Origin of the sequence: Amycolatopsis sp. NPDC051106 (genome assembly GCF_040682775.1) — a bacterium.
Lineage (GTDB): Bacteria > Actinomycetota > Actinomycetes > Mycobacteriales > Pseudonocardiaceae > Amycolatopsis.
This window is the reverse complement of sequence record NZ_JBFBBQ010000034.1, coordinates 1-20,986: the sequence shown is the minus strand read 5'-3', so window position 1 is coordinate 20,986 and position 20,986 is coordinate 1. Positions and strand designations below refer to the sequence as shown.

Below are 20,986 nucleotides of genomic sequence, written 5' to 3'. Positions count from 1 at the left end.
GGGGGATCGGGAAATGACGGAGACGCAGACCGACAAGGGCATCAGCACCAAGGGCAAGTCCGACCTCGTCGAAATGGCGTGGGACCCGATCACCCGGATCGTCGGCAGCCTCGGCATCTACACGAAGATCGACTGGGCGGCCAAGCGCGTCGTCGAGTGCCACAGCACGTCGTCGGTCTTCCGCGGCTACAGCATCTTCATGAAGGGCAAGGACCCGCGCGACGCGCACTTCATCACCAGCCGGATCTGCGGGATCTGCGGCGACAACCACGCGACGTGCTCGGTGTACGCCCAGAACATGGCCTACGGCGTCCGCCCGCCACACCTCGGCGAATGGATCCTCAACCTCGGCGAGGCCGCCGAGTACATGTTCGACCACAACATCTTCCAGGAGAACCTGGTCGGGGTCGACTACTGCGAGAAGATGGTCCGCGAGACCAATCCCGGTGTGCTGGACCTGGCCAACCGCACCGAAGCGCCGCACGCGGGTGACCACGGGTACCAGACCATCGGCGACATCATGCGCTCGCTGAACCCACTGGAAGGCGAGTTCTACCGGGAAGCGCTGCAGGTTTCCCGCAGCACGCGCGAGATGTTCTGCCTGATGGAGGGCCGGCACGTCCATCCGTCCACTTTGTACCCCGGCGGCGTCGGCACGGTGGCCACCGTGCAGCTGTTCACCGACTACCTGACCCGGCTCATGCGCTACGTCGAGTTCATGAAGCGCTGCCTGCCGATGCACGACGACCTGTTCGACTTCTTCTACGAAGCCCTGCCCGGCTACGAAGAAGTCGGCCGGCGGCGCGTCCTGCTCGGCTGCTGGGGCAGCCTCAACGACCCCGAGTACTGCGACTTCAGCTACGAGAACATGGAGTCCTGGGGCCGGAAGATGTTCGTGACCCCGGGCATCGTCGTCGACGGCAAGCTCGTCACCACCAGCCTGCTCGACATCAACCTCGGCATCCGGATCCTGCTCGGCAGCTCGTTCTACGAGGACTGGGCCGACCAGCCGATGTTCGTCACGCAGGACCCGCTGGGCAACCGGGTCGACCAGCGCCACCCGTGGAACCAGCACACCATCCCGCGCCCGGCGAAGCGCGACTTCGACGGCAAGTACTCGTGGACGATGTCGCCGCGCTGGTTCGACGGCCAGGACCACCTGGCCCTCGACACCGGCGGCGGCCCGATCGCGCGGCTGTGGGTGACGGCGCTGGCCGGGCTCGTCGACACGCCGTACGTCAAGTCGACCGGGCACAGCGTGACGATCACCCTGCCGCGCACCGCGACCAAACCCGAAGCCGCCTTCGAGTGGAAGATCCCGCAGTGGAGCAACGCGCTCGAGCGCAACCGCGCCCGGACGTACTTCCAGGCGTACTCGGCCGCGATGGCCCTGCACTTCGCCGACCAGGCGCTGGGGGAGGTCCGCTCGGGCAACACCAAGACGTGGACGCCGTTCAAGGTCCCCGACGAAGGCGTGAGCTGCGGGTTCACCGAAGCGGTCCGCGGCGTGCTCTCGCACCACATGGTGATCAAGGGCGGCAAGATCGCGAACTACCACCCGTACCCGCCGACGCCGTGGAACGGCAGCGTGCGCGACAGCTTCGGCACGCCGGGGCCGTACGAGGACGCCGTGCAGAACACGCCGATCTTCGAGGAGAACACGCAGGAGAACTTCAAGGGCATCGACATCATGCGCGCGGTCCGCAGCTTCGACCCGTGCCTGCCCTGCGGCGTCCACATGTACACCGGCAAGGGCAAGGTGGTCGAACGGCTGCACACCCCGCACGCGTTCGGCGGGGAGCTCGGCTGATGTCCGACGTCGACCGGGTCGGCGAGCGCATCGAGCAGCTGCTCGGCGAGTTCGACGGCGCCGACGCCGAGCTCGCCGAGGACCTCGTCCACACGCTGCTCGAGTTCTACGGCGCCGGCCTGGCCCGGATCGTGGAGCTCGCCGGCCGGCCCTTGCTCGACCGCCTCGCCGAAGACGACCACGTCCGCGGCCTGCTCGTGCTGCACGACCTGCACCCGCGGTCCACGCACGAGCGGGTCACCGAGGCGCTCGACAAGGTCCGGCCGTACCTCGGTTCGCACGCCGGCGACGTCGAGTTCGTCGGGATCGACGACGGTGTCCTGCGGCTGCGGCTGCAGGGCACCTGCGACGGCTGCCCGTCGTCGACGGTCACCGCGAAGTACGCCATCGAGCGCGTGGTCCGGGAAGCGGCACCGGAGATCTCCGACGTCGTCGTCGAGGGAGTCGTGCCGGAGGAAACCGGGCCGGGCGGGCGAGCGCTGCTGCCGCTGGTCCCGTGTCCCGTGGAGGTCCCGTGACGGGCGGCCTGCGCAGGTTCCGCACTCCCGTCCAGCGCACCGTGCCGGGCGAGAAGTGCGAGATGTGCGCGGAACCGATCGGCGCGGAGCACGGGCACGTCATCGACCTCGAATCCCGGACGATCCTGTGCACCTGCCGGGGCTGCTACCTGCTCTTCACCCACCGCGGGTCGGGCGGGAAGCGGCACCGCGCGGTGCCGGACCGGTTCCGGCACGCGCCGCGGTTCGGGCCCGGGCCGGCGCTGTGGGAGTCGGCCGGCATCCCGGTGAAGACGGCGTTCCTGTTCCGCAACTCGGTGCAGGACCGCCCGGTCGCGTTCTACCCGAGCCCGGCGGGGGCGACCGAGTCGCTGCTGGAGCTCGGCACGTGGGACGAGCTGCTGGCGGGCACGCGCGCGTTCGCCGACATCGCCGACGACGTCGAAGCCCTGCTGCTGAACCAGCTCGACCTGGGTTTCGAGTGCTTCCTGGTGCCGATCGACGTCTGCTACGAGCTGGTCGGACTCGTCCGGACGACGTGGCGTGGCTTCGACGGCGGCACCGAGGCGCACGAGGCGATCGACGGGTTCTTCGCGCGCCTGCGGGAACGCAGCGAGGTCGTGACCGATGGCTGAGCTGACCTTCGACTGCATCGACGTCCGGCCGCTGAAGTACGCCGCGTCGCCGACGCTCGCGTTCAAGCTGCGGATCTCCGAGGTGACCGGGCAGCCCATCCACGCGATGGTGCTGCGCGTCCAGATCCGCATCGAGCCGCAGCGGCGCCGGTACGCCGACGACGAGTCGGACCTGCTCACCCACCTCTTCGGCGAGCGGTCCCGGTGGGGCGAGACGCTCAAGCCGTTCCAGTTCACGACGGTTTCGGTGGCCGTGCCGGGCTTCACCGGCGCCACCGAGATCGACGCCGAGGTGCCGTGCACCTACGACCTCGAAGTCGCGGCCGGCAAGTACTTCCACGCGCTCTCCGAGGGTGTCGTGCCGATGGTGCTGCTGTTCAGCGGGACCGTGTTCGGCAAGGGCGGGCCGGGGTTCTGGGTCGAGCAGGTGCCGTGGCACACGCAGGCCGAGTGCCGGATGCCGGTGGCCGTCTGGGACGAGCTGATGTCCCGCTACTTCCCCCACGTCGCGTGGATCAAGCTGCCGCGGGAGACGGTGGACGCGCTGCTCAAGTACAAGGCACAGCACGCGATCCCGACCTGGGAAGCCGCGATCGAGCAGCTGCTGGCCGGTGGACCGTGAACGTCCTCGACCAGGCCCGCGCGGTCGGTGACGCCGTGCTCTACGAGGGCTACCTCCTCTACCCGTACCGGGCGTCGGCGGGGAAGAACCGCGTGCGCTGGCAGTGGGGCGTGCTGGTGCCGCCGTCGCACGCGTCGGCGGAGATCGGCGAGCACGCATCGGCCCGCGTCGAGTGCCTCCTCGAACCCCTGGAACGCACGATCCTGCACGTCAAGGTGCGATTCCTGCAGACGCGGACGCGGCTCACGTGGGACGAAGCCGTCGAGCACGAGACCGACTTCGAGCTGCCGCTTTCGGAACTCCCGGTCGAAACCCAGTTCCATGTGCCCGGCGAAGAACGGACACACCCGCTGTCCGGCGTCCTCACCGCGCGCGTCGACCCGCTCGACGGGCCGTTCGGCGGCGCCCGGCTGCGCGTCGAGGTGCACAACACGACGTCGTGGCACTCCGACGGCGTCCGCGAGCACGCTCTCCGGCATTCGCTGCTGGCCGCGCACCTCGTGCTCAGCGTCGACACCGGGCACTTCCTGTCCATGCTGGACCCGCCGGAGTGGGCGAAACCCGCGGTCGACGCCTGCCGGCAGGAGCGGCTGTGGCCGGTGCTGATCGGCGACACTTCCCGCAGCACGGTCATGCTCGCGTCGCCGATCATCCTCTACGACAACCCGTCGATCGCCGAGGAAAGCCCTGGGGACCTCTTCGACGGCACCGAGATCGACGAAATCCTGACTCTCCGCACGATGACGCTGACCGACGAGGAGAAGCGCGAGGCCCGGGCCACCGACCCGCGCGCGGCGGCGATCGTCGACCGCGTCGACGCGATGCCGCCCGAGCTGCTGGAGCGGCTGCACGGCGCGGTCCGGTCCCTGCGGCCGGTCGAGCCTTCGGTGACCGTCGCCGGGGTGCGCGTCGCCGCGGGTTCGCAGGTGCGGCTGCGGCCGAACCTCCGCGGCGCGGACGCCCAGGACATGTTCCTCACCGGCAAGACCGCGACCGTGCGCGTCATCCTGTCCGATGTGGACGGTGCGACGCACGTCGCGGTGACGCTCGACGACGATCCCGGCGCCGACCTGCAGCACGCCCACGGCCGGTACCGGTACTTCTCCCCCGACGAAATCGAACCCCTGGAGGTCGCGGAATGAGGCCACGAGTCCTGGTCGCCGGCATCGGCAACATCTTCCTGAGCGACGACGGTTTCGGCGTGGAGGTCATCAAGGAGCTCGAGGGCACCGACCTGCCGCCCTGGGTGCAGATCGCCGACTACGGCATCGCCGGCATGCACCTCGCCTACGACCTGCTGGGCGGCTACGACACGACGATCCTGCTCGACGCGACCCCGCACGGCCGGCCACCCGGCACGCTCTCGCTCATCGAGGCGGACACCGAAGACCTGGCGACGGCGTCGATCGACGCACACGGCATGCAGCCGGAGGCGGTGTTCCGGCTGTTGCGGCTGCTCGGCGGGGACGCCGGCCGCGTGCTGATCGTCGGGTGCGAGCCGGCCTGCCTCGACGAAGGGATCGGGCTGTCGCCGGTCGTGGCAGCCGCGGTCGCGGCCGCGGTCCGCGCCGTCACCGAACTCGCCTGGGGCACCAGCCCCGAGCTGCCGGTCAAGGAGAAGACGGAGGTCTGAGCCATGTGCCTCGGGATCCCGGGCGAGATCATCGAAATCAGCGAGGAGCGCCCGGACCTCGCGAAAGTCTCGGTCAGCGGCGTCAAGCGGCTCATCAACATCGGCCTGCTCGACGACGACCCGCCGAAGCCCGGCGAGTGGATCCTCATCCACGTCGGCTTCGCACTGTCCAAAATAGACGAGCGGGAGGCCGCGGCCGCCCTCGAGTTCCTCGAAAGCATCGGCAAGGCGTACGAGGACGAAATGGCCGCCTTGCTCGAATCCCGGATCGAATAGGAGTGGTCATGCGTTTCGTCGACGAATTCCGCGACGCGGAGAAGGCACGGGCGCTGTCCGCCAAGATCACGTCGCTGTGCGAGCCGGGCCGCCACTACAAGTTCATGGAGGTCTGCGGCGGGCACACGCACACCATCTACAAGCACGGCCTCGAGGACTACCTGCCCGAAAGCATCACGCTGGTGCACGGGCCGGGCTGCCCGGTGTGCGTGATCCCGATGGGCCGCATCGACGACGCCATCCACATCGCCCGGCAGCCCGGCGTGCTCATGACGTCGTTCGGCGACATGATGCGCGTGCCCGGGTCCGGCGGGAACTTCTTCGACTCCAACGCCGAGGGCACGAACATCCGGATGGTCTACTCGCCGCTCGACTCGCTGAAGATCGCGCGGCAGAACCCGGACCTGCGGGTCGTGTTCATGGCCATCGGGTTCGAGACGACCACGCCGTCCACCGCGATGACGCTGCTGCGCGCGGCTTCCGAAGGCATCGAGAACTTCTCGGTGTTCGGCAACCACGTCACGATCATCCCGGCCATCAAGGCCATCCTCGACTCCCCCGACCTGCGGCTCGACGGCTTCATCGGGCCGGGGCACGTGTCCACGGTGATCGGCTGCCGGCCGTACGAGTTCATCGCGCGCGACTACGGCAAGCCCGTCGTCGTCGCCGGGTTCGAGCCCCTGGACATTCTGCAGTCGATTTACCTGCTGATGGTCCAGCTCTCCTCGGGACGGTCGGAGGTCGAGAACCAGTACTCCCGGGTCGTGCCCTGGAACGGCAACATCGTGGCGTTGAAGGCCATCAACGAGGTGATGGAGCTGCGGCCGTACTTCGAGTGGCGCGGCCTCGGGTTCATCACGCACTCGGCGATGGCGATCCGCGAGAAGTACGCGAAGTTCGACGCCGAACGGATCTTCGAGATTCCCGGCCTGCGCGTCGCCGACCCGAAGGCGTGCCAGTGCGGCGAGGTGCTCAAAGGTGTGCTGAAGCCGTGGGAGTGCAAGGTGTTCGGCACGGCGTGCACCCCGGAGACGCCGATCGGGACGTGCATGGTCTCGCCCGAAGGCGCCTGCGCGGCGTACTACAACTTCGGCCGGTTCAGCCGCCAGCGCGTCCGGGAGGCGAGCCGCGCATGACGACCACCGAGCGCGAGCAGCAGGTCCTCGACCGCATCGAGCGGGCGCGGCGCCGGCGGGCGAAGGTGCGTGAGGAGCGCATCACGCTGTCGCACGGCGCGGGCGGCAAGTCGACGCACACGCTGATCGAGGCCGTGTTCCTCGACGCGTTCCGCAACCCGCTGCTCGAGCCCCTCGAAGACTCGGCGTCGCTGACCATCGGCGACGCCCGGCTGGCCCTGACGACGGACTCGTACGTCGTCTCGCCGCTGTTCTTCCCCGGCGGGAACATCGGCGACCTGGCGGTCAACGGCACGGTCAACGACCTCGCCGTGTCCGGCGCGCGGCCGCTGTACCTGACCGCGGGCTTCATCCTCGAAGAAGGCTTTCCGGTCGAAGACCTGCTGAAGATCGTCGACTCGATGAAGACGGCCGCCCTCGCGGCCGACGTCCAGATCGTCACGGGCGACACGAAGGTCGTCCAGCGCGGCAAGGCCGATGGCGTGTACGTCAACACGGCCGGGGTCGGGGTGCTCATCCGCACGGGCCTCGGCGTGGCCACCGTGAAGCCCGGAGACGCCGTCCTCGTCTCCGGGCCGATCGGTGACCACGGCGTCACGATCATGCTGGCCCGCGGCGAGCTCGACATCGACGCCGACCTCGAGTCCGACACCGCGCCGGTGCACGACCTCGTCGCCGGGCTGCTGGCCGCGGTGCCCGGCGTGCGCGCGATGCGCGACGCGACCCGCGGCGGAGTCGCGACGATCCTCAACGAGATCGCGAAGGCCGCGGAGGTCGCCGTGGTCGTCGACGAGAAGGCCGTCCCGGTGCGCGAGGAGGTTCGCGGCGCGTCGGAGCTGCTGGGCATCGACCCGCTGTACGTCGCCTGCGAAGGCCGGATCGTGGTCGTCGTGGACGGCTCGCAGGTCGACGCCGCGCTGGCCGCGTTGCGCGGGCACCCGCTCGGCGCGGATGCCGCCGTGATCGGCCGGATCGCCGACGACCCGCCGGGGATCGTGCTGCTGAACACGGCGTTCGGTGGCACCCGGATCGTGGACCTGCTGGTCGGGGACCCGCTGCCGAGGATCTGCTGAATGCACGAAATGGCGGTCACGCAGTCGGTCGTCGACGCGATCGTCGCCAAGCTGGGCGACGCGACGGTGACGAGCGTGCGGCTGGAAATCGGGCGGCTGTCCGGCGTCGTGCCGGACAGCGTCCGGTTCTGCTTCGACGTCCTCTGCACGGGGACGTCCCTCGAAGGCGCCCGGCTGGACATCGCCGAGCCGTCCGGGCGGGCGCGCTGCCGCGACTGCGGCGACGAGTTTACCCTCGACGACTTCATCCTGCTCTGTCCCTGCGGCAGCGCCAACGCCGAGGTGCTGGCCGGGCGCGAACTGCGCATCACTTCGGTGGAGGTCGGACATGTGTGACACCTGCGGCTGCTCGGACGGCGACGTCCGGATCACCGACGAAGCCCACACGGTGGTGCTGGAGCAGGACATCCTGGCGAAGAACGACGAACTCGCGTCGCACAACCGCGAGCACCTGCGCGCCTCGGGGGTGTTCGCGATCAACCTGATGAGCTCGCCCGGAGCCGGGAAGACGACGCTGCTCGAGCGGACCATCCGCGCGTCGGACACGCCGTGCGCGGTGATCGAGGGCGACCAGGAGACGCTGCTCGACGCCGAGCGCATCAAGGCCACCGGCGCGCCGGTCGTGCAGATCAACACCGGCGCCGGCTGCCACCTGGACGCGTCGATGCTGCACCGCGCGCTGCATTCGCTGGCGCCCGCGCATGGCTCGACGCTGTTCATCGAGAATGTCGGCAACCTGGTCTGCCCGGCGTTGTTCGACCTCGGCGAGGCGGCGCGCGTCGTGATCCTCTCGGTGACCGAGGGCCCCGGGAAGCCGGTGAAGTACCCGCACATGTTCGCCGCGTCGGACCTGGTGCTGCTGAACAAGGTCGACCTGCTGCCGTACGTCGACTTCGACGTCTCCGAGTTCGAGCGGGACTTCCGCCGCGTAAACCCGACGGCGGCGTTGGTGCAGGTCAGCGCGACGCGCGGCGACGGGCTCAGCGAGTGGTACGACTGGCTACGGCGACCTGCCCGAAGCTGATTCCGCCGTCGTTGGTGGGCACGTTCCGGTGGGTCAGAACACGGAAGCCTTGTTGCTCCAGCGCTTCGACCGTCCGGTCGAGCAGCAGGACGTTCTGGAACACCCCGCCTGAGAGCGCGACGGTGGTGCTGTGGTCGCGGAAGCGGTCGCAGGTCCGCACGATCGCGTCGGCGATTCCGTTGTGGAACCGGGCGGCTCTCTGCGCTTTGGTGCCGCTGTCGTCCAGGAGAGCGGCGATGAGGTCCTCGCCGTGGACGACGTCGTCGATGCGGGCCCGGTAGGCGGACTTCTCGACCGGGTCGGCCAGCTGCTCCAGCTCGATCGCGGCCTGGCCTTCGTAGGTGATGGTGTCCCGGACGCCGAGCAGCGCGGCGGCGGCGTCGAAGAGGCGGCCGGCGCTGGACGTCAGGGGTGAGTTGAGGCCGCTGCGCTTGAGCTTGACGATGTCCTCGTGCGCCGGCCACCCGAGTTCGTCCACATAGGACGCAGCCATCCGCCAGGGCTGCTTGATGGCCATAACGCCGCCGGGCATGGCGATGGTTCGCAGGTGGGTGAGACGTTCGTAGCTCGTGAGGTCGGCGAGGAGGAACTCGCCGCCCCAGAGGGTGCCGTCGGGGCCGAAGCCGGTGCCGTCGAAGGCAACGCCGAGGACCGGACCTGGGTGGTTGTTGTCGGCCAGGCACGCGGCGATGTGCGCGTGGTGGTGCTGCACGCCCAGCAGCTCGACGTCCTGCTCGAGCGCGTATTTCGTGGAGAGGTACTCGGGGTGCAGGTCGTGCGCGACGAGCACCGGGTCGACGTCGAACAGGTGCTTGAAGTGCTCGATGCCCTCGGTGAAGGCCCGGAGCGTCTCGTAGTTCTCGAGGTCGCCGATGTGGTGCGAGACGAAGGCGTGGCGGCCCTTGGCGAGGCAGAAGGTGTTCTTGAGTTCGGCGCCGCAGCCGAGGAGGTGCTTCGTCGTCTTCGTGATGCTGACGGGCTCGGGCGTGTAGCCCCGCGATCGCCGTTGGAGCTGGGGTTTCGTCCCGACGATGCGCACCACGGAGTCGTCGGTCCGGACGTGGATCGGCCGGTCGTGGGTGAGGAAGGCGTCGGCGATGTCCTTCAGCCGTCCGAGGTCTTCGTCGCGGTAGACGATCGGCTCGTCGGAGACGTTCGCGCTGGTCAGGACGATCGGGCCGGTCCGCTCCAGCAGCAGGTGGTGCAGCGGGGTGTAGGGCAGCATGAGCCCGATCCGCCGGTTCCCCGGCGCGACGGCGGCCGCGAGGTCCGCTTTCTTCGGGAGCAGCACGATGGGCCGTCGCCGGCTGGTGAGCGCTTCTTCGGCCGCTGCATCGACGTCAGCGAGTTGTTTCGCTTGCTCCAGGTCGGCGACCATGACGGCGAAGGGCTTGTCCTCCCGGTGTTTCCTGGTTCGCAGGTTCTTCGCGGCTTCCTCATGCCGCGCCCCGACGGCGAGGTGATAGCCCCCGAGCCCCTTCACGGCGACGATCGCGCCTTCGTTCAGCGCTTCGGCGGCTGCTTCCACGGGGTCTCCGCCACCGGGCTCGAAGCGCAGGGTGGGCCCGCAGGCGAGGCAGCAGACGGGCTGGGCGTGGAACCGCCGATCGCCGGGATCTTCGTACTCCTGCTTGCACTCGGCGCACATCGCGAACCCGGCCATCGTGGTGAGCGGCCGGTCGTAGGGCACGCCCCGGACGATGGTGAACCGCGGGCCGCAGTTGGTGCAGTTGACGAAGGGGTACCGGAACCGCCGGTCGTCCGGGTCGCGCAGCTCTCGCAGACAGTCGTCGCAGGTGGCGGAGTCAGCGGAAATCAACGTGTCGGCGGCGCCATCACGAGGACTTTCGACGATCCGGAACCAGGACTCCCCTCGCGCGGGGATCTCGCGCGTGCGGACTTCGTCGACAACCGCGAGCGGCGGGGCTTGTGTCTTCAGTGCCTCGAGGAAGGCGTCGAGCTGGGCGCGCGACCCCTCGACCTCGATGAACACACCGTGCCCGTCGTTCCCGACGAAGCCCCCGAGCCCTCGCGCGAGCCGATGGACGAAAGGCCGGAACCCGACGCCTTGGACCACCCCGGTGACGCTGATCGCCACACGCACCCGGTCAGTCTGCGCCTCCGTCGACCCACGCGGCCAGTGCCGGCAGGTCCGGCGGCTGACGCAACGCGTCCAGGACCACGTTCACCCCTGCCCGCAACGGTGTGCCGCTGCGGACGACCGCCGCGATCGTGCGGGTCACCGGAGTTGCCAGCTCGCGCGTCGACACCCGGTAGCGGCGGTCCACCGCCAGCTCCGGCAGCAACGCGATCGACAACCCGGCCTCCACGTGCTGCAACGTCATCAGGTAATTGCTGAAGCGGCACACCACCCGCGGCTCGAAACCCGACTCGCGGCACAGACGCAGCGTCAGGTTCGCCATGTACGACCGCGGGGTGTCCAGCGCCCACGGCGAGTCCGCGTACGCCGACAGGACCGCCGGTCCGCGGGGCGCTTCCGGCGGGGTCACCAGCACGATCGGGTCCGTCGCCAGCGGGACGATGTCGAGGTCCGGGCCCAGCGGCAGCTGGACGAAGTCGGTCGTCGTGATGATCACGTCCGCGTCGCCGCCGCGCAGGGCCGGGATGCTCTCGTGCGGCTCCAGCTCCAGCAGCTCGACCTCGAGGTGCGGGTACGCGCCCGCGAGCCGGGTCACCGCCGGGACCGCCATCGTGTGGATCGCGCTCTGGAACGCGCCCAGCCGGACCTGGCCGACCGGCTCCTCGCCGAGGGTGCGCAGCTCCGCCTCGACCGTGTCCATGTGGTCGAGGATCGCCCGCGCGCGCCGCGCCAGCATCAGCCCGGCCGGGGTCAGGCGGACTCTCCGGCCCGTGCGTTCCAGCAGCTGGGTGCGGGTTTCCGCTTCGAGCACGGCGAGCTGCTGCGACACGCTCGACGCGCTGAGGTTCGCGTCCTGCGCCACCGCGCGGACCGTGCCCAGCGTGTCGAGCCGGCTCAGCAGCCGCAGGCGCCACGGGTTCAGCATCGCCCCATTCTTGTACGGAAAATCCGAACAGGACAGCCGGAATTGTGAGCTGGACGTGTCGCTCGGACCGGACTTACCGTCGAAGGCATGGCTGCTCCGACTTCCGAGACCACCTCCGCAGACGCCTTCTGGGCCGACGCCGACAAGCACCTGGTGCGCTACGGCGGCGCGTTCACCCACGAGATCATCGACCGCGCCGAAGGCAGCTTCGTCTTCACCGAAGACGGCCGCCGCATCCTCGACTTCACCTCCGGCCAGATGAGCGCGATCCTGGGGCACTCGCACCCGGAGATCGTCGACACCGTCCGGCGGCAGGCCGCGAAGCTGGACCACCTGTTCAGCGGCATGCTGAGCCGCCCGGTCGTCGACCTCGCGCGTCGCCTCGCCGAGACGCTGCCGGCGCCGCTGGAGAAAGCACTCCTCCTGACCACCGGCGCCGAATCCAACGAGGCCGCGCTCCGCATGGCGAAACTCGTCACCGGCAAGCACGAGATCGTCTCGTTCGCGCGATCGTGGCACGGCATGACGCAGGCCGCGGCGAGCGCGACCTACAGCGCCGGCCGCAAGGGGTACGGGCCCGCGGCGCCCGGCAACTTCGCCATCCCGGCGCCGAACGCGTACCGGCCCGACTTCACCGACGCCGACGGTCACCTCGACTGGCGGCGTCAGCTCGACTTCGGGTTCGAGATGATCGACGCGCAGTCGGTCGGCAGCCTCGCCGCGTGCATCGTCGAGCCGATCCTCAGCTCGGGCGGCATCATCGAACCACCGGTGGGCTACTTCGCCGCGCTGGCCGAGAAGTGCCGGGAACGCGGCATGCTGCTGATCCTCGACGAGGCCCAGACCGGGCTCTGCCGCACCGGCACCTGGTACGCGTTCGAGCGCGACGGCGTCGTCCCGGACATCCTGACGCTGTCGAAGACGCTCGGCGCGGGGCTGCCCCTCGCGGCGGTGCTGACCAGCGCGGAAATCGAGCAGGAGGCGCACGACCGTGGGTTCCTGTTCTTCACCACGCACGTCGCGGACCCGCTGCCGGCGGCCGTCGGCAACACCGTCCTGGACGTCCTGACCCGCGACCGCCTCGACGAGCGCGCACTTCAGCTCGGCGGCCTGCTCAGGCACGGCCTGCAGCAGATCGCCCACCGGCACGAGGTCGTCGGCGACATCCGCGGCCGTGGCCTGCTGGCCGGGCTGGAACTGGTCGTCGACCGCGAAACCAAGCGCAGCTCGGACGAGCTCGGCGCGCGCGTCACGCGGCGGTGCCTCGAGCTCGGGCTGCACATGAACATCGTGCAGCTGCCCGGAATGGGCGGGGTGTTCCGGATCGCGCCGCCGCTGACGGCGTCCGAAGAGGAGATTTCGCTGGGCCTGTCGATCCTGGACGAAGCCATCGGAGACGCCGTCAAGACGCTCTGAAAACGGAAGGGCCTCCTTGCCGGCCCGGGGAGCCGGCAAGGAGGCCTTCCTTCACGACGACGTCAGAAACCCGCCGTCACCTTGGTGAAGTCCCAGTCGTTCTGGGCGATGCCGCTGCAGGTCGACTGCACGCCACCGCCCGCACACCCACGATCCCGGTTGACCGACCAGAACGCCAGCCTGCCGAGCTTGTTCGACTTGGCCCAGTTCGTGATCTGGGTCCAGGCCGACAGATCGGTCAGCTCCTGCTGGTCGGACAGGCCGTTCATGCCCGAGATGCCCACGTGGCTGTATGCCGTGGCGTCGTTCCAGCCGAACGTCGACTTCAGCTTGTCGCGCAAGCCGTTCGCCGCGCTCACCGTGCTGCTGTACATGTTCGCGCCGCCACCGAAGTCGAACGGCATGATCGTGTACACGTCCACGTTGGCGCCCAGGGCCTTCGACTGGTCGATGAGCCGGTTGCCGTAGTAGTTCGGGCCGGTCGTCGACGTGCCGAACGTGAGGATCGTCTGCACGCCCGGGTTGTTCTGCTTGACGATCTTGAGCGCGCCCAGGATCCGGTCCTGGACGGCCTCGTTCTCGAACTCGTCGGAGTTCTCGATGTCGATGTCGATCGCCTTCAGCCCGTACGCGTTGATCACCTGCTGGTAGGCGCCGGCCAACGCGGCCGGTGTCGAGCAGTTCGGGCCCAGCTTGTTCCCGCTCCAGCCGCCGAACGACGGCACGACCTGGCCACCCGCCGCCTTGATCTGCGCGATCGCGGTGGCGTCCGCGCTGCCCTGGAGCGGACGGCTGCTGTCCCACGCCGGGTTGCAGCCACCGGAGGCGTTGACGAACGCCATGGTGAACCACTTGACGCCGGTCGCGTTCATCACCGTCTGCGGGTTCGGCGGGTTGCCCCAGCCCAGGTACAGGTACGGCGCGCCCTTGCCGCCGGTGCCCGGCGGCGGGGTGGTCGTGGGCGGAGGCGTCGTCGTAGGCGGCGGTGTCGTAGTGGGGGGTGTCCCCCCGGCCGCACACGACCCACCGTTGAGCTTGCAGTTCGACGGCGCGACGTACGAACCCGAGTACGCCACGTTGAAGCCGAAGCTCGCGCTACCGCCGTTGCCGACGTTGCCGTTCCACGTGTTCTTCACCGTGACGTGCTGGCCGGACGCCGTGTAGCTGCCGTCCCAGAGCGAAGAGATCTTCGCCCCGCTCGGCAGGTCGAACTCGACGGTCCAGCTCGCCAGGGTGGACCCGGATCCGTTGGCGATCGTGTACTTGCCCTCGTACCCGGTGCCCCAGTCGGAGCCCTTCGCGAAGGTCGCGGACACGCCGCCCGCCGCGTTCGCCGGCGCGATCACGAACATCGCGCCGATCGTGGCGGCCGCGGCCGCCAGCCCGAGCGCGGGCAACCACCGGCGCGTCACGACAGGCCGTTCTTCATCGCGGTGATGAGCTCGCCGCCGGTGGTGTCGCCGGTCAGCTCCCAGAAGAAGGCGCCGCCGAGACCCTGCTGCTTGGCGTAGGACATCTTCCCGCCGATGGTGGCGGGGGTGTCGTAGCTCCACCAGTTGCTGCCGCACTTCGCGTACGCGGTGCCGGCGAACGTGCCGGTCGACGGGCACGTGTTCTTGAGGACCTTGTAGTCCTCGATGCCCTGCTCGTACGTGCCCGGCGCGGGACCGGTCGCCGTGCCACCCGGGGTCGCCTGCGTGACGCCGGTCCAGCCGCGGCCGTAGAACCCGATGCCCAGCAACAGCTTGCTCGACGGGACGCCCTTGCCCTTCAGCTTCTGGATCGCGGCGTCGGAGTAGAAGCCCGGCGTCGGGATACCGCTGAAGTTGGTCAACGGCGAGTGCGGAGCCGTCGGGCCCTGCGCCGCCCAGGCGCCGAAGTAGTCGTAGGTCATGACGTTGTACCAGTCGACGTACTGCGCGGCGCCACCGTAGTCGGCGACGTCGAGCTTGCCGCCGTTGCTGCCGTCGGCGGTGATCGCCGAGGTGATCAGGAACGACGAGCCGAACTTCGACCGCAGCGCGCCCATCAGGTTCTTGTAGGCCGCGGCACCGCTGGTGTCACAGGAAAGGCCGCACGAGTTGGGGTACTCCCAGTCGATGTCGATGCCGTCCCAGATGTCCGCCCAGCGCGGGTCCTTGAGCAGGTTGTAGCAGGACTGCGCGAACGCGGCGGCGTTCTGCGACGCCTGCCCGAAGCCGCCGGAGTAGGTCCAGCCGCCGAACGACCAGATCACCTTGAGCCCGGGGTGCAGCTTCTTCAGCTTCCGCAGCTGGTTGAAGTTGCCGGCCACCGGCTGGTCCCAGGTGTCGGCGACACCGTCGACGCTGCCCGCGGCGTCGTAGGTCTTCTGGTAGTCGGCGTACGGGTCGTCGTTCGCCGTGCACTGGCCGTTCTTGACGTTGCCGAACGCGTAGTTGATGTGCGTCAGCTTGCTCGCCGAACCCGACGTCTCGATGTTCTTGACGTGGTAGTTGCGGCCGTAGACGCCCCACTGCACGAAGTAGCCGACGTTCTTCAGGCCGCCGGTCTGCGGCGGCGTGGTGGTCGTCGGGGGCGTAGTCGGCGTCGTCGGGGTGGTGGTCGGCTGCGTCGGGGTCGTCGGCGTGGTGGTCGGGGTGCCGCCGCCGGCGTCGCAGGAACCGCCGTTCAGCCGGCAGTTGGCGGGCGCCGAGTAGGTGCCGGAGTAGCTGACGTTGAAGCCGAAGCTCGCGGTCGAGCCGTTGCCGACGTTGCCGTTCCAGCTGTTCTTGACGGTGACGTGCTGACCGGCTGCCGTGTAGCTGCCGTCCCAGAGGGAGGCGATCTTCGCGCCGGACGGGAGGTCGAACTCGACCGTCCAGGCGGCCAGCGTCGAGCCGGAGCCGTTGGTGATCGTGTACTTGCCTTCGTAGCCGGTGCCCCAGTCGGAGCCCTTGCTGAAGCCGGCGCCCACGCCGCCGGCGGCGCTCGCCGGCACGGTGACGAGACCGACCGCGATCGCGCCGACCGCGGTGAACAGACCGAGGAGGTGCCATCTCTTTCTGGACATCGCTCTCCCTTGAGCCAGGTGCAGGGGACGGCGCGGCCACCAGGCGGGGACCAGGGTGGTGATTTTGCGCCGTTTGCGAAGACGTTACGTGGTCCAGACCAATTAGGGAAGGACAACCACGGAGAGTGCCGAACAGCAGGTGACCAGCTGAGACGTTGGCGTGTTCACTGGTCCAGTCCAGTTACGCAAAGCAGCCGAGCCCGGAGTGTTCCGGGCTCGGCTGCGGGCGGTTCGGGTCAGCGTTGCGGAGGCGGTCCCCAGCCCGGCTGCTGGGGCGGGTACCCCGGAGGCATCGGCTGCCCGGGCACCGGCGGCGCCTGGTTCCACGCGGGCGGCTGGTTCCCCGCCTGCTGGTTCCACGACGGTGCCTGCTGGTTCCACGCGGCCTGCTGCGGCTGGAACCCGGCCTGCTGCGGCGGGCTCCCGACCGGCGTCCCCGCCCCGGGCTTCTTCCGCCGGTTCCGGATCCCGGTCACCAGGCTCTTGGTCCCGAAGACGACGATGAGCACCCCGCCCCCCATCGCGGCCCAAGTCGCGGCCTTGTCGGAGCTCCGCTGCTCGTCGACCGACTTGCGGCCGGTCTCCGAACCCGTCGTGGAGGTGCTGACGCACTCGTCGCCGGCCTGCATGAGCCGCCCCCCGCAGCGGACGGTCGAGTCGCCGAGCTTGCTGAACCCACCGGCGATCGCGACGATCCCGAACAGCACGACCAGGCTCGAGATGATGATGCGCTTCATTCCCGCGTTTCTCCTTGTCCTCAGCGGTTTTCGTTCAGCCACTCGGTGGCGCTGCCGATCGGAGGTCGGTCGCGCTCTCCTTGATCTCCCACCCGAGGTCGAGCACGAGGTCCTCGGCCACCGACACGAGCGCGGCCCACGCCGCGCGGGGTCCGTCCGGCGAGTCGGACACGTTGATCCCGGCCGGCCGCCCCCACTCGTGGACGCACCCGGCGCCCCCGTTGAGCGAGTCCGACGCCACGTAGAACTGGCGCGCGATCTGAGGCAGCGTCTCGACGGCGAGGAAGTTGAGGTCGCCGAGGTCGAGCAGCTTCGGTTTCGGCATGGCGAAGGAGCTGGGATGGCTGGTCACCGTTTCCATCGCGTCGGTGATCAGCCGCTCGAGGTGCGCCTCGGCGTCGCGGATCTTGTCCGTCAGCGTCTTGAGCGCCGCCGCGGCCGTCCCGATCACCTCGTCCGGCGTACTGCCGGCGAACTCGACCTCGGTCTTGTTCGGCGTGCTGCCCGCGTTGAGCAGCGTTCCCAGCGCGGGGAGCGCCGTGGCGACACCGGCCAGGACCGGTTGGATCGGGGTGGGGAACAACGCGGCGATGGTGAGGACGTCTTCCCGCGCCTTGCGCCAGATCTCCTGCTCGGCACAGAGCGTCGCCCCGTTCATGTCGTCCCCGCCGATCTTCTTCTGCAGGAAGGCGACGGCCTCGAGCGCGGGGTTGCCGACACCGCTGACCGTGTTGCCCTCGCTGGTCATGGAGACGGTCCAGGCGGCTTCGCGGAGCTGCTCGACGTACGACTCGAAGCTCTCGGGGTCCGGGAGGTTCCGCCACGTCCGGAACATGTCCCGGACGGTGTTCTCGAAGTGGCGGTAGACGAGCGTGCCCGCGTCGGCGCCGGACCCGTACTCGAAGCCGTCGACGAAGGGAACACCGAACCCGAGGACCTGGCCACCCGACGTACGCTCCGGCTTGCCCGGCGGCGTGATCTGAACGCCGTCGCTGCCCATCTCCCGCTCGTAGTTGCCCTGGAAGTTGAGCTGCCAGCCGTGGGCGTACATGAAGAACTCGATCGCTCTGTCGATGATCTTCTCGACGAGCTCGTCCACCTCGTCCGCGTACGCCATCCGCCATCCCTCCGTGGCCGGTACAGGTCACGGTGATCACGCGCGAAGGGGCCAAACGGCTTAGTGGGGACACAAAGAAAGAAGCCCCCTCGCGAGAGGAGGCTTCTTGTACTGCTGTCTCAACCAGACGTGCGCCCGAAGGGATTCGAACCCCTGACCTTCTGATCCGTAGTCAGATGCTCTATCCAGCTGAGCTACGGGCGCGTGTTCAGTTGTTCTCTAACCTAGCACCCGGCGAACCGGGTGCCAGCGGAGGCTCCGGGATTTGAACCCGGGAGGGGGGGTTACCCCCAACCGCATTAGCAGTGCGGCGCCATAGACCAGACTAGGCGAAGCCTCCTGGGCCCAACGACCACTGCTCAGATAGGTTACACACCCCCCGATCACCCTCCGACAGCACCCCCCTCACGCTCGCTGCAGCAGTCTGAGCAGGCGCGGAGAGCGTCCGCCGAGGCCTTCCGCCTCGAACGTCGCGATGCCGACGCGGGGCAGTTCGCGCACTCCCGGGTAGACCAGATAACGCGGCACCCAGCGCGGCTGGAACTTCGCGTTGAACTTGTACAGCGTCTCGATCTGGATCCAGCGCGAAAAGAAATGAAGCACCTTCGCCGCCGTCTTGGCCACCGGGCCGGCGCCGATGCGCTGGCCCTGTTCCATCAACGCCCGGAACGCCGCGAAGTTCAGGGACACCTGCTCGACGCCGTGCCGCCCCGCCGTCAGCAGGAGCTCCGAAATCATCAGCTCGTTGACGCCGTTGTCGGCCCCGCGGTCGCGGCGCATGACGTCCAGGGAAAGGCCCGTCGAGCCCCACGGCACGAACTGGAGCACGCCGCGCACCCGTCCGCCCTGCTCGGCCGTCACCAGCACCGAACCCGGGTCGCCCATGCGACCCAGCGCCATCGAGAAGCCGCGCTCGGTGTCCGTGCCGCGCCAGTTCGCCGCCAGCGTCTCCAGTTCGGCCAGTTCACCGGGACGCAGGTCTTCCGCCCGGCGCACCAGCACCTTGTAGCCCGCGCGCTTCGTGCGGGCCGCGGCCTGGCGGACGCCGCGCATGACGCGTCCGTCCAAGGTGAACCCGTCGACGTCGACGACCGCTTCGTCGCCGATCTCCAGGACCTCCAGGCCGAAGCGGGCCCAGACCGTCGCGCCGAGTTCCGAGACGCCCATCGCCGCCGGCACCCAGCCGTTGCGGCGGCAGACTTCCAGGTACTCCTCGATCGCGCCCGGCCACGCCTCGTGGTCGCCGAGCGGGTCGGCCGAGCACAGCGCCACCCCGGCGATCACGCGGTAGGTCACTGCGGCCTTGCCGGTCCGCGAGAACACCGCGAACTTGTCCCGCCGAAGCGCGAAGTAGCCGAGCGAGTCCCGCCCGCCGTGCTCGTCCAGCAGCTTGCGCAGGCGCGCGACCTCTTCGTCGGACAGCCGGGGCGCCGGCTCGGCCGAGCGCAGCAGGAAGTACGCCGAAACGAGGACCGCGGCGAGCCCGAACAGCAGGCCGACGGCCGCGGTCATGTCCTCCAGCCACATCTGGTGGAACACGGCGGGCCCGCTCGCGCCGACCAGCGCGAGCGCGGACTCCGCCAGCCGGTCCGGGAAGCTCATCGGCTCCAGGACCGCCCGCGACGCCACCGACAGCAGGATGACGTTGATCACGAACCCGGCCAGCGCCAGCTGCAGGAACACGCGCACCGCGCGCCAGCGGCCGACCACCGGGTCCGGCTTCGCGACGAAGTAGCGCCGGCTCGCGATCAGGCCCACCAGCAGCACGACCGAAACCAGCCCGGCGCCGAAGACGTGCCGGAGCCCGATGTGCGACACCGTGAGCAGCACCGTCGCGCCGATCGCCAGCTGCCAGGCCCGGCGCTTGCGGCGCCGCAGGCCCGCGGCCAGCAGCACGAGCAGCACGCCCGTGACCAGCGCGACGGTCGCCGCCGCGACCGTCGCCTCCTGCGGCAGCTCCAGCCATTCCGACAGGTGCCCGCGCAGGTTCCGGCGCCCGGCGGGCACGAGGACCGACACGAGTGTCATCAGTCCCGCCAGCCGGGTCACCCAGGTGATCACCCCCACCGTGGTGGCTCCCGCCACCCGCCAGGTGGTCTGCGCGCGTGTCCCCGTCACCACCTGTACAACCCGTGGTGAACGATCATGCTTCCCCCATCTACCCGCCGGCGAGCTCCACGAACGGCGTCAACGCCGCCGGGTTCGCCAGCGCGTCACGGCTGACGGCCCGGTCGGGAGCCACTCCGGCGAGGATCTTCTTCACCGGTACCTCACACTTCTTACCGTTCAAGGTACGAGGAATCTCCTGAACCACGACGAACCGATCGGGTACATGCCGCGGTGACAGCGCGCTACGGAGCTCCTTCTTCAGCCGGGGCTCGACGTCTTCGAGCGCGGCACCGTCGGCGAGCACCAGGAAACAGATCAGCTGCCCGTCCTCGTTCCCGACCGCGGAAGTGTCCACGACCAGGGAATCCGCGACCTCGTCGTAGCCCTCGACGACCCGGTAGAACTCCGCCGTGCCCATCCGGACGCCGCCGCGGTTGAGCGTCGAGTCGCTGCGGCCGTAGATCACCGCCGAGCCGCGGCCGGTGACGCGGATCCAGTCGCCGTGGCGCCACAACCCCGGGTACATCTCGAAGTAGGCCTCACGCAGCCGCGAGCCGTCCGGGTCGTTCCAGAAGAACACCGGCATCGACGGCATCGGCTTCGTGATGACCAGCTCGCCGACCTCCTCGACGACGGCGTTGCCCGCCTCGTCGAACGCGTTGACCGCGGCACCGAGCGCCGGGCAGGACAGCTCACCCAGCCACACCGGCACGTCGGGCGCCGACGCCACGAACGCCGCGCACAGGTCGGTGCCGCCGGAGACCGAGCAGATCTGCACCTTCCTCCCGACCTCGTTCACGATCCAGCGGAAGCCCTCGACGCTCAGCGGCGCCCCGGTGGAGCC

Annotated in this window: 19 protein-coding genes, 2 tRNA genes and 1 pseudogene; 12 read left to right on the top strand and 10 right to left on the bottom strand. The window is 69.3% G+C overall.

The genetic code is table 11. The features are described from left to right. Positions 1-13: 13 nt before the first annotated feature. The 11 genes from AB0M83_RS24535 to hypB are packed head-to-tail and all read left to right on the top strand — an operon-like array spanning position 14 to position 8,706. Entirely contained in the window at positions 14-1,810 is a 1,797-nt protein-coding gene (locus AB0M83_RS24535) for a nickel-dependent hydrogenase large subunit (protein WP_364520666.1), read from the top strand. Further along, entirely contained in the window at positions 1,810-2,328 is a 519-nt protein-coding gene (locus AB0M83_RS24530) for a NifU family protein (RefSeq protein WP_364520665.1), read from the top strand. Before AB0M83_RS24535 ends, AB0M83_RS24530 begins: the two co-directional genes overlap by 1 nt. Further along, positions 2,325-2,942 (top strand): DUF5947 family protein, encoded by a 618-nt coding sequence (locus AB0M83_RS24525; RefSeq protein WP_364520664.1) that lies wholly within the window; start codon positions 2,325-2,327, stop codon positions 2,940-2,942. The genes AB0M83_RS24530 and AB0M83_RS24525 overlap by 4 nt, the downstream gene beginning before the upstream one ends. Beyond that, positions 2,935-3,564: a DUF6084 family protein gene (locus tag AB0M83_RS24520; RefSeq protein WP_364520663.1), complete on the top strand. Its 630-nt coding sequence runs from the start codon at positions 2,935-2,937 to the stop codon at positions 3,562-3,564. Before AB0M83_RS24525 ends, AB0M83_RS24520 begins: the two co-directional genes overlap by 8 nt. Then, on the top strand, positions 3,561-4,706 hold the full coding sequence (locus AB0M83_RS24515) for a hypothetical protein (protein ID WP_364520662.1): 1,146 nt from the start codon (positions 3,561-3,563) through the stop codon (positions 4,704-4,706). The genes AB0M83_RS24520 and AB0M83_RS24515 overlap by 4 nt, the downstream gene beginning before the upstream one ends. Then, a complete protein-coding gene (locus AB0M83_RS24510) occupies positions 4,703-5,197 on the top strand; it encodes a hydrogenase maturation protease (RefSeq protein ID WP_364520661.1) in 495 nt (164 codons plus the stop codon). The genes AB0M83_RS24515 and AB0M83_RS24510 overlap by 4 nt, the downstream gene beginning before the upstream one ends. A 3-nt stretch (positions 5,198-5,200) precedes the next feature. Continuing rightward, a complete protein-coding gene (locus AB0M83_RS24505; protein WP_364520660.1) occupies positions 5,201-5,473 on the top strand; it encodes a HypC/HybG/HupF family hydrogenase formation chaperone in 273 nt (90 codons plus the stop codon). A gap of 8 nt (positions 5,474-5,481) precedes the next feature. Then, a complete protein-coding gene (hypD, locus tag AB0M83_RS24500; protein ID WP_364520659.1) occupies positions 5,482-6,609 on the top strand; it encodes a hydrogenase formation protein HypD in 1,128 nt (375 codons plus the stop codon). Then, on the top strand, positions 6,606-7,682 hold the full coding sequence (gene hypE, locus AB0M83_RS24495) for a hydrogenase expression/formation protein HypE (RefSeq protein WP_364520658.1): 1,077 nt from the start codon (positions 6,606-6,608) through the stop codon (positions 7,680-7,682). Before hypD ends, hypE begins: the two co-directional genes overlap by 4 nt. Continuing rightward, positions 7,683-8,018 (top strand): hydrogenase maturation nickel metallochaperone HypA, encoded by a 336-nt coding sequence (locus AB0M83_RS24490; protein WP_364520657.1) that lies wholly within the window; start codon positions 7,683-7,685, stop codon positions 8,016-8,018. It begins immediately after the preceding gene. Further along, positions 8,011-8,706, top strand: a complete 696-nt coding sequence (hypB, locus tag AB0M83_RS24485) for a hydrogenase nickel incorporation protein HypB (protein WP_364520655.1) — start codon at positions 8,011-8,013, stop codon at positions 8,704-8,706. The genes AB0M83_RS24490 and hypB overlap by 8 nt, the downstream gene beginning before the upstream one ends. On the opposite strand, the gene hypF is transcribed toward hypB, so the two are convergent. Then, positions 8,663-10,810, bottom strand: a complete 2,148-nt coding sequence (hypF, locus tag AB0M83_RS24480; protein WP_364520654.1) for a carbamoyltransferase HypF — start codon at positions 10,808-10,810, stop codon at positions 8,663-8,665. The genes hypB and hypF overlap by 44 nt on opposite strands. A 4-nt stretch (positions 10,811-10,814) precedes the next feature. Then, positions 10,815-11,732: a LysR family transcriptional regulator gene (locus AB0M83_RS24475; RefSeq protein ID WP_364520653.1), complete on the bottom strand. Its 918-nt coding sequence runs from the start codon at positions 11,730-11,732 to the stop codon at positions 10,815-10,817. Positions 11,733-11,819: 87 nt separating this feature from the next. Here AB0M83_RS24475 and AB0M83_RS24470 point away from each other — a divergent pair, with 87 nt between their 5' ends. Continuing rightward, positions 11,820-13,148 (top strand): aspartate aminotransferase family protein, encoded by a 1,329-nt coding sequence (locus AB0M83_RS24470; RefSeq protein ID WP_364520652.1) that lies wholly within the window; start codon positions 11,820-11,822, stop codon positions 13,146-13,148. 62 nt (positions 13,149-13,210) lie between these two features. Here AB0M83_RS24470 and AB0M83_RS24465 read toward each other — a convergent pair whose 3' ends face one another. The 8 genes and pseudogenes from AB0M83_RS24465 to AB0M83_RS24430 all read right to left on the bottom strand — a co-directional run. Next, positions 13,211-14,560 (bottom strand): cellulose binding domain-containing protein, encoded by a 1,350-nt coding sequence (locus AB0M83_RS24465; protein ID WP_364520651.1) that lies wholly within the window; start codon positions 14,558-14,560, stop codon positions 13,211-13,213. Continuing rightward, the gene (locus AB0M83_RS24460) at positions 14,557-16,179 is read right to left on the bottom strand and encodes a glycosyl hydrolase family 18 protein (RefSeq protein ID WP_364520650.1); all 1,623 of its coding nucleotides are present in this window, start codon (positions 16,177-16,179) and stop codon (positions 14,557-14,559) included. The genes AB0M83_RS24465 and AB0M83_RS24460 overlap by 4 nt, the downstream gene beginning before the upstream one ends. Positions 16,180-16,415: 236 nt before the next feature. Continuing rightward, positions 16,416-16,916, bottom strand: a complete 501-nt coding sequence (locus AB0M83_RS24455; protein ID WP_364520649.1) for a hypothetical protein — start codon at positions 16,914-16,916, stop codon at positions 16,416-16,418. A 34-nt stretch (positions 16,917-16,950) separates the two neighbouring features. After that, positions 16,951-18,033: a hypothetical protein gene (locus tag AB0M83_RS24450; RefSeq protein ID WP_364520648.1), complete on the bottom strand. Its 1,083-nt coding sequence runs from the start codon at positions 18,031-18,033 to the stop codon at positions 16,951-16,953. A gap of 130 nt (positions 18,034-18,163) precedes the next feature. Further along, positions 18,164-18,237: transfer RNA gene (locus tag AB0M83_RS24445), tRNA-Arg, on the bottom strand. Positions 18,238-18,283: 46 nt separating this feature from the next. Further along, positions 18,284-18,373 (bottom strand) — tRNA-Ser (locus AB0M83_RS24440). A gap of 65 nt (positions 18,374-18,438) precedes the next feature. Beyond that, positions 18,439-20,154, bottom strand: coding sequence for a phosphatidylglycerol lysyltransferase domain-containing protein (locus AB0M83_RS24435; protein ID WP_364520647.1), 1,716 nt, complete (start codon positions 20,152-20,154; stop codon positions 18,439-18,441). A 37-nt stretch (positions 20,155-20,191) separates the two neighbouring features. Then, positions 20,192-20,986, bottom strand: a pseudogene (locus tag AB0M83_RS24430) (acetoacetate--CoA ligase); the annotation flags it as partial.

Excerpts from the sequence above, each read along its gene's own strand:
- AB0M83_RS24535 (WP_364520666.1), top strand. The coding sequence starts at position 14 with ATGACGGAGACGCAGACCGACAAGGGCATCAGCACCAAGGGCAAGTCC.
- AB0M83_RS24530 (WP_364520665.1), top strand. The coding sequence starts at position 1,810 with ATGTCCGACGTCGACCGGGTCGGCGAGCGCATCGAGCAGCTGCTCGGC.
- AB0M83_RS24520 (WP_364520663.1), top strand. The coding sequence starts at position 2,935 with ATGGCTGAGCTGACCTTCGACTGCATCGACGTCCGGCCGCTGAAGTAC.
- AB0M83_RS24510 (WP_364520661.1), top strand. The coding sequence starts at position 4,703 with ATGAGGCCACGAGTCCTGGTCGCCGGCATCGGCAACATCTTCCTGAGC.
- AB0M83_RS24505 (WP_364520660.1), top strand. The coding sequence starts at position 5,201 with ATGTGCCTCGGGATCCCGGGCGAGATCATCGAAATCAGCGAGGAGCGC.
- hypD (WP_364520659.1), top strand. The coding sequence starts at position 5,482 with ATGCGTTTCGTCGACGAATTCCGCGACGCGGAGAAGGCACGGGCGCTG.
- hypE (WP_364520658.1), top strand. The coding sequence starts at position 6,606 with ATGACGACCACCGAGCGCGAGCAGCAGGTCCTCGACCGCATCGAGCGG.
- AB0M83_RS24490 (WP_364520657.1), top strand. The coding sequence starts at position 7,683 with ATGCACGAAATGGCGGTCACGCAGTCGGTCGTCGACGCGATCGTCGCC.
- hypB (WP_364520655.1), top strand. The coding sequence starts at position 8,011 with ATGTGTGACACCTGCGGCTGCTCGGACGGCGACGTCCGGATCACCGAC.
- AB0M83_RS24475 (WP_364520653.1), bottom strand. The coding sequence starts at position 11,732 with ATGCTGAACCCGTGGCGCCTGCGGCTGCTGAGCCGGCTCGACACGCTG.
- AB0M83_RS24470 (WP_364520652.1), top strand. The coding sequence starts at position 11,820 with ATGGCTGCTCCGACTTCCGAGACCACCTCCGCAGACGCCTTCTGGGCC.
- AB0M83_RS24460 (WP_364520650.1), bottom strand. The coding sequence starts at position 16,179 with ATGTCCAGAAAGAGATGGCACCTCCTCGGTCTGTTCACCGCGGTCGGC.
- AB0M83_RS24455 (WP_364520649.1), bottom strand. The coding sequence starts at position 16,916 with ATGAAGCGCATCATCATCTCGAGCCTGGTCGTGCTGTTCGGGATCGTC.
- AB0M83_RS24450 (WP_364520648.1), bottom strand. The coding sequence starts at position 18,033 with ATGGCGTACGCGGACGAGGTGGACGAGCTCGTCGAGAAGATCATCGAC.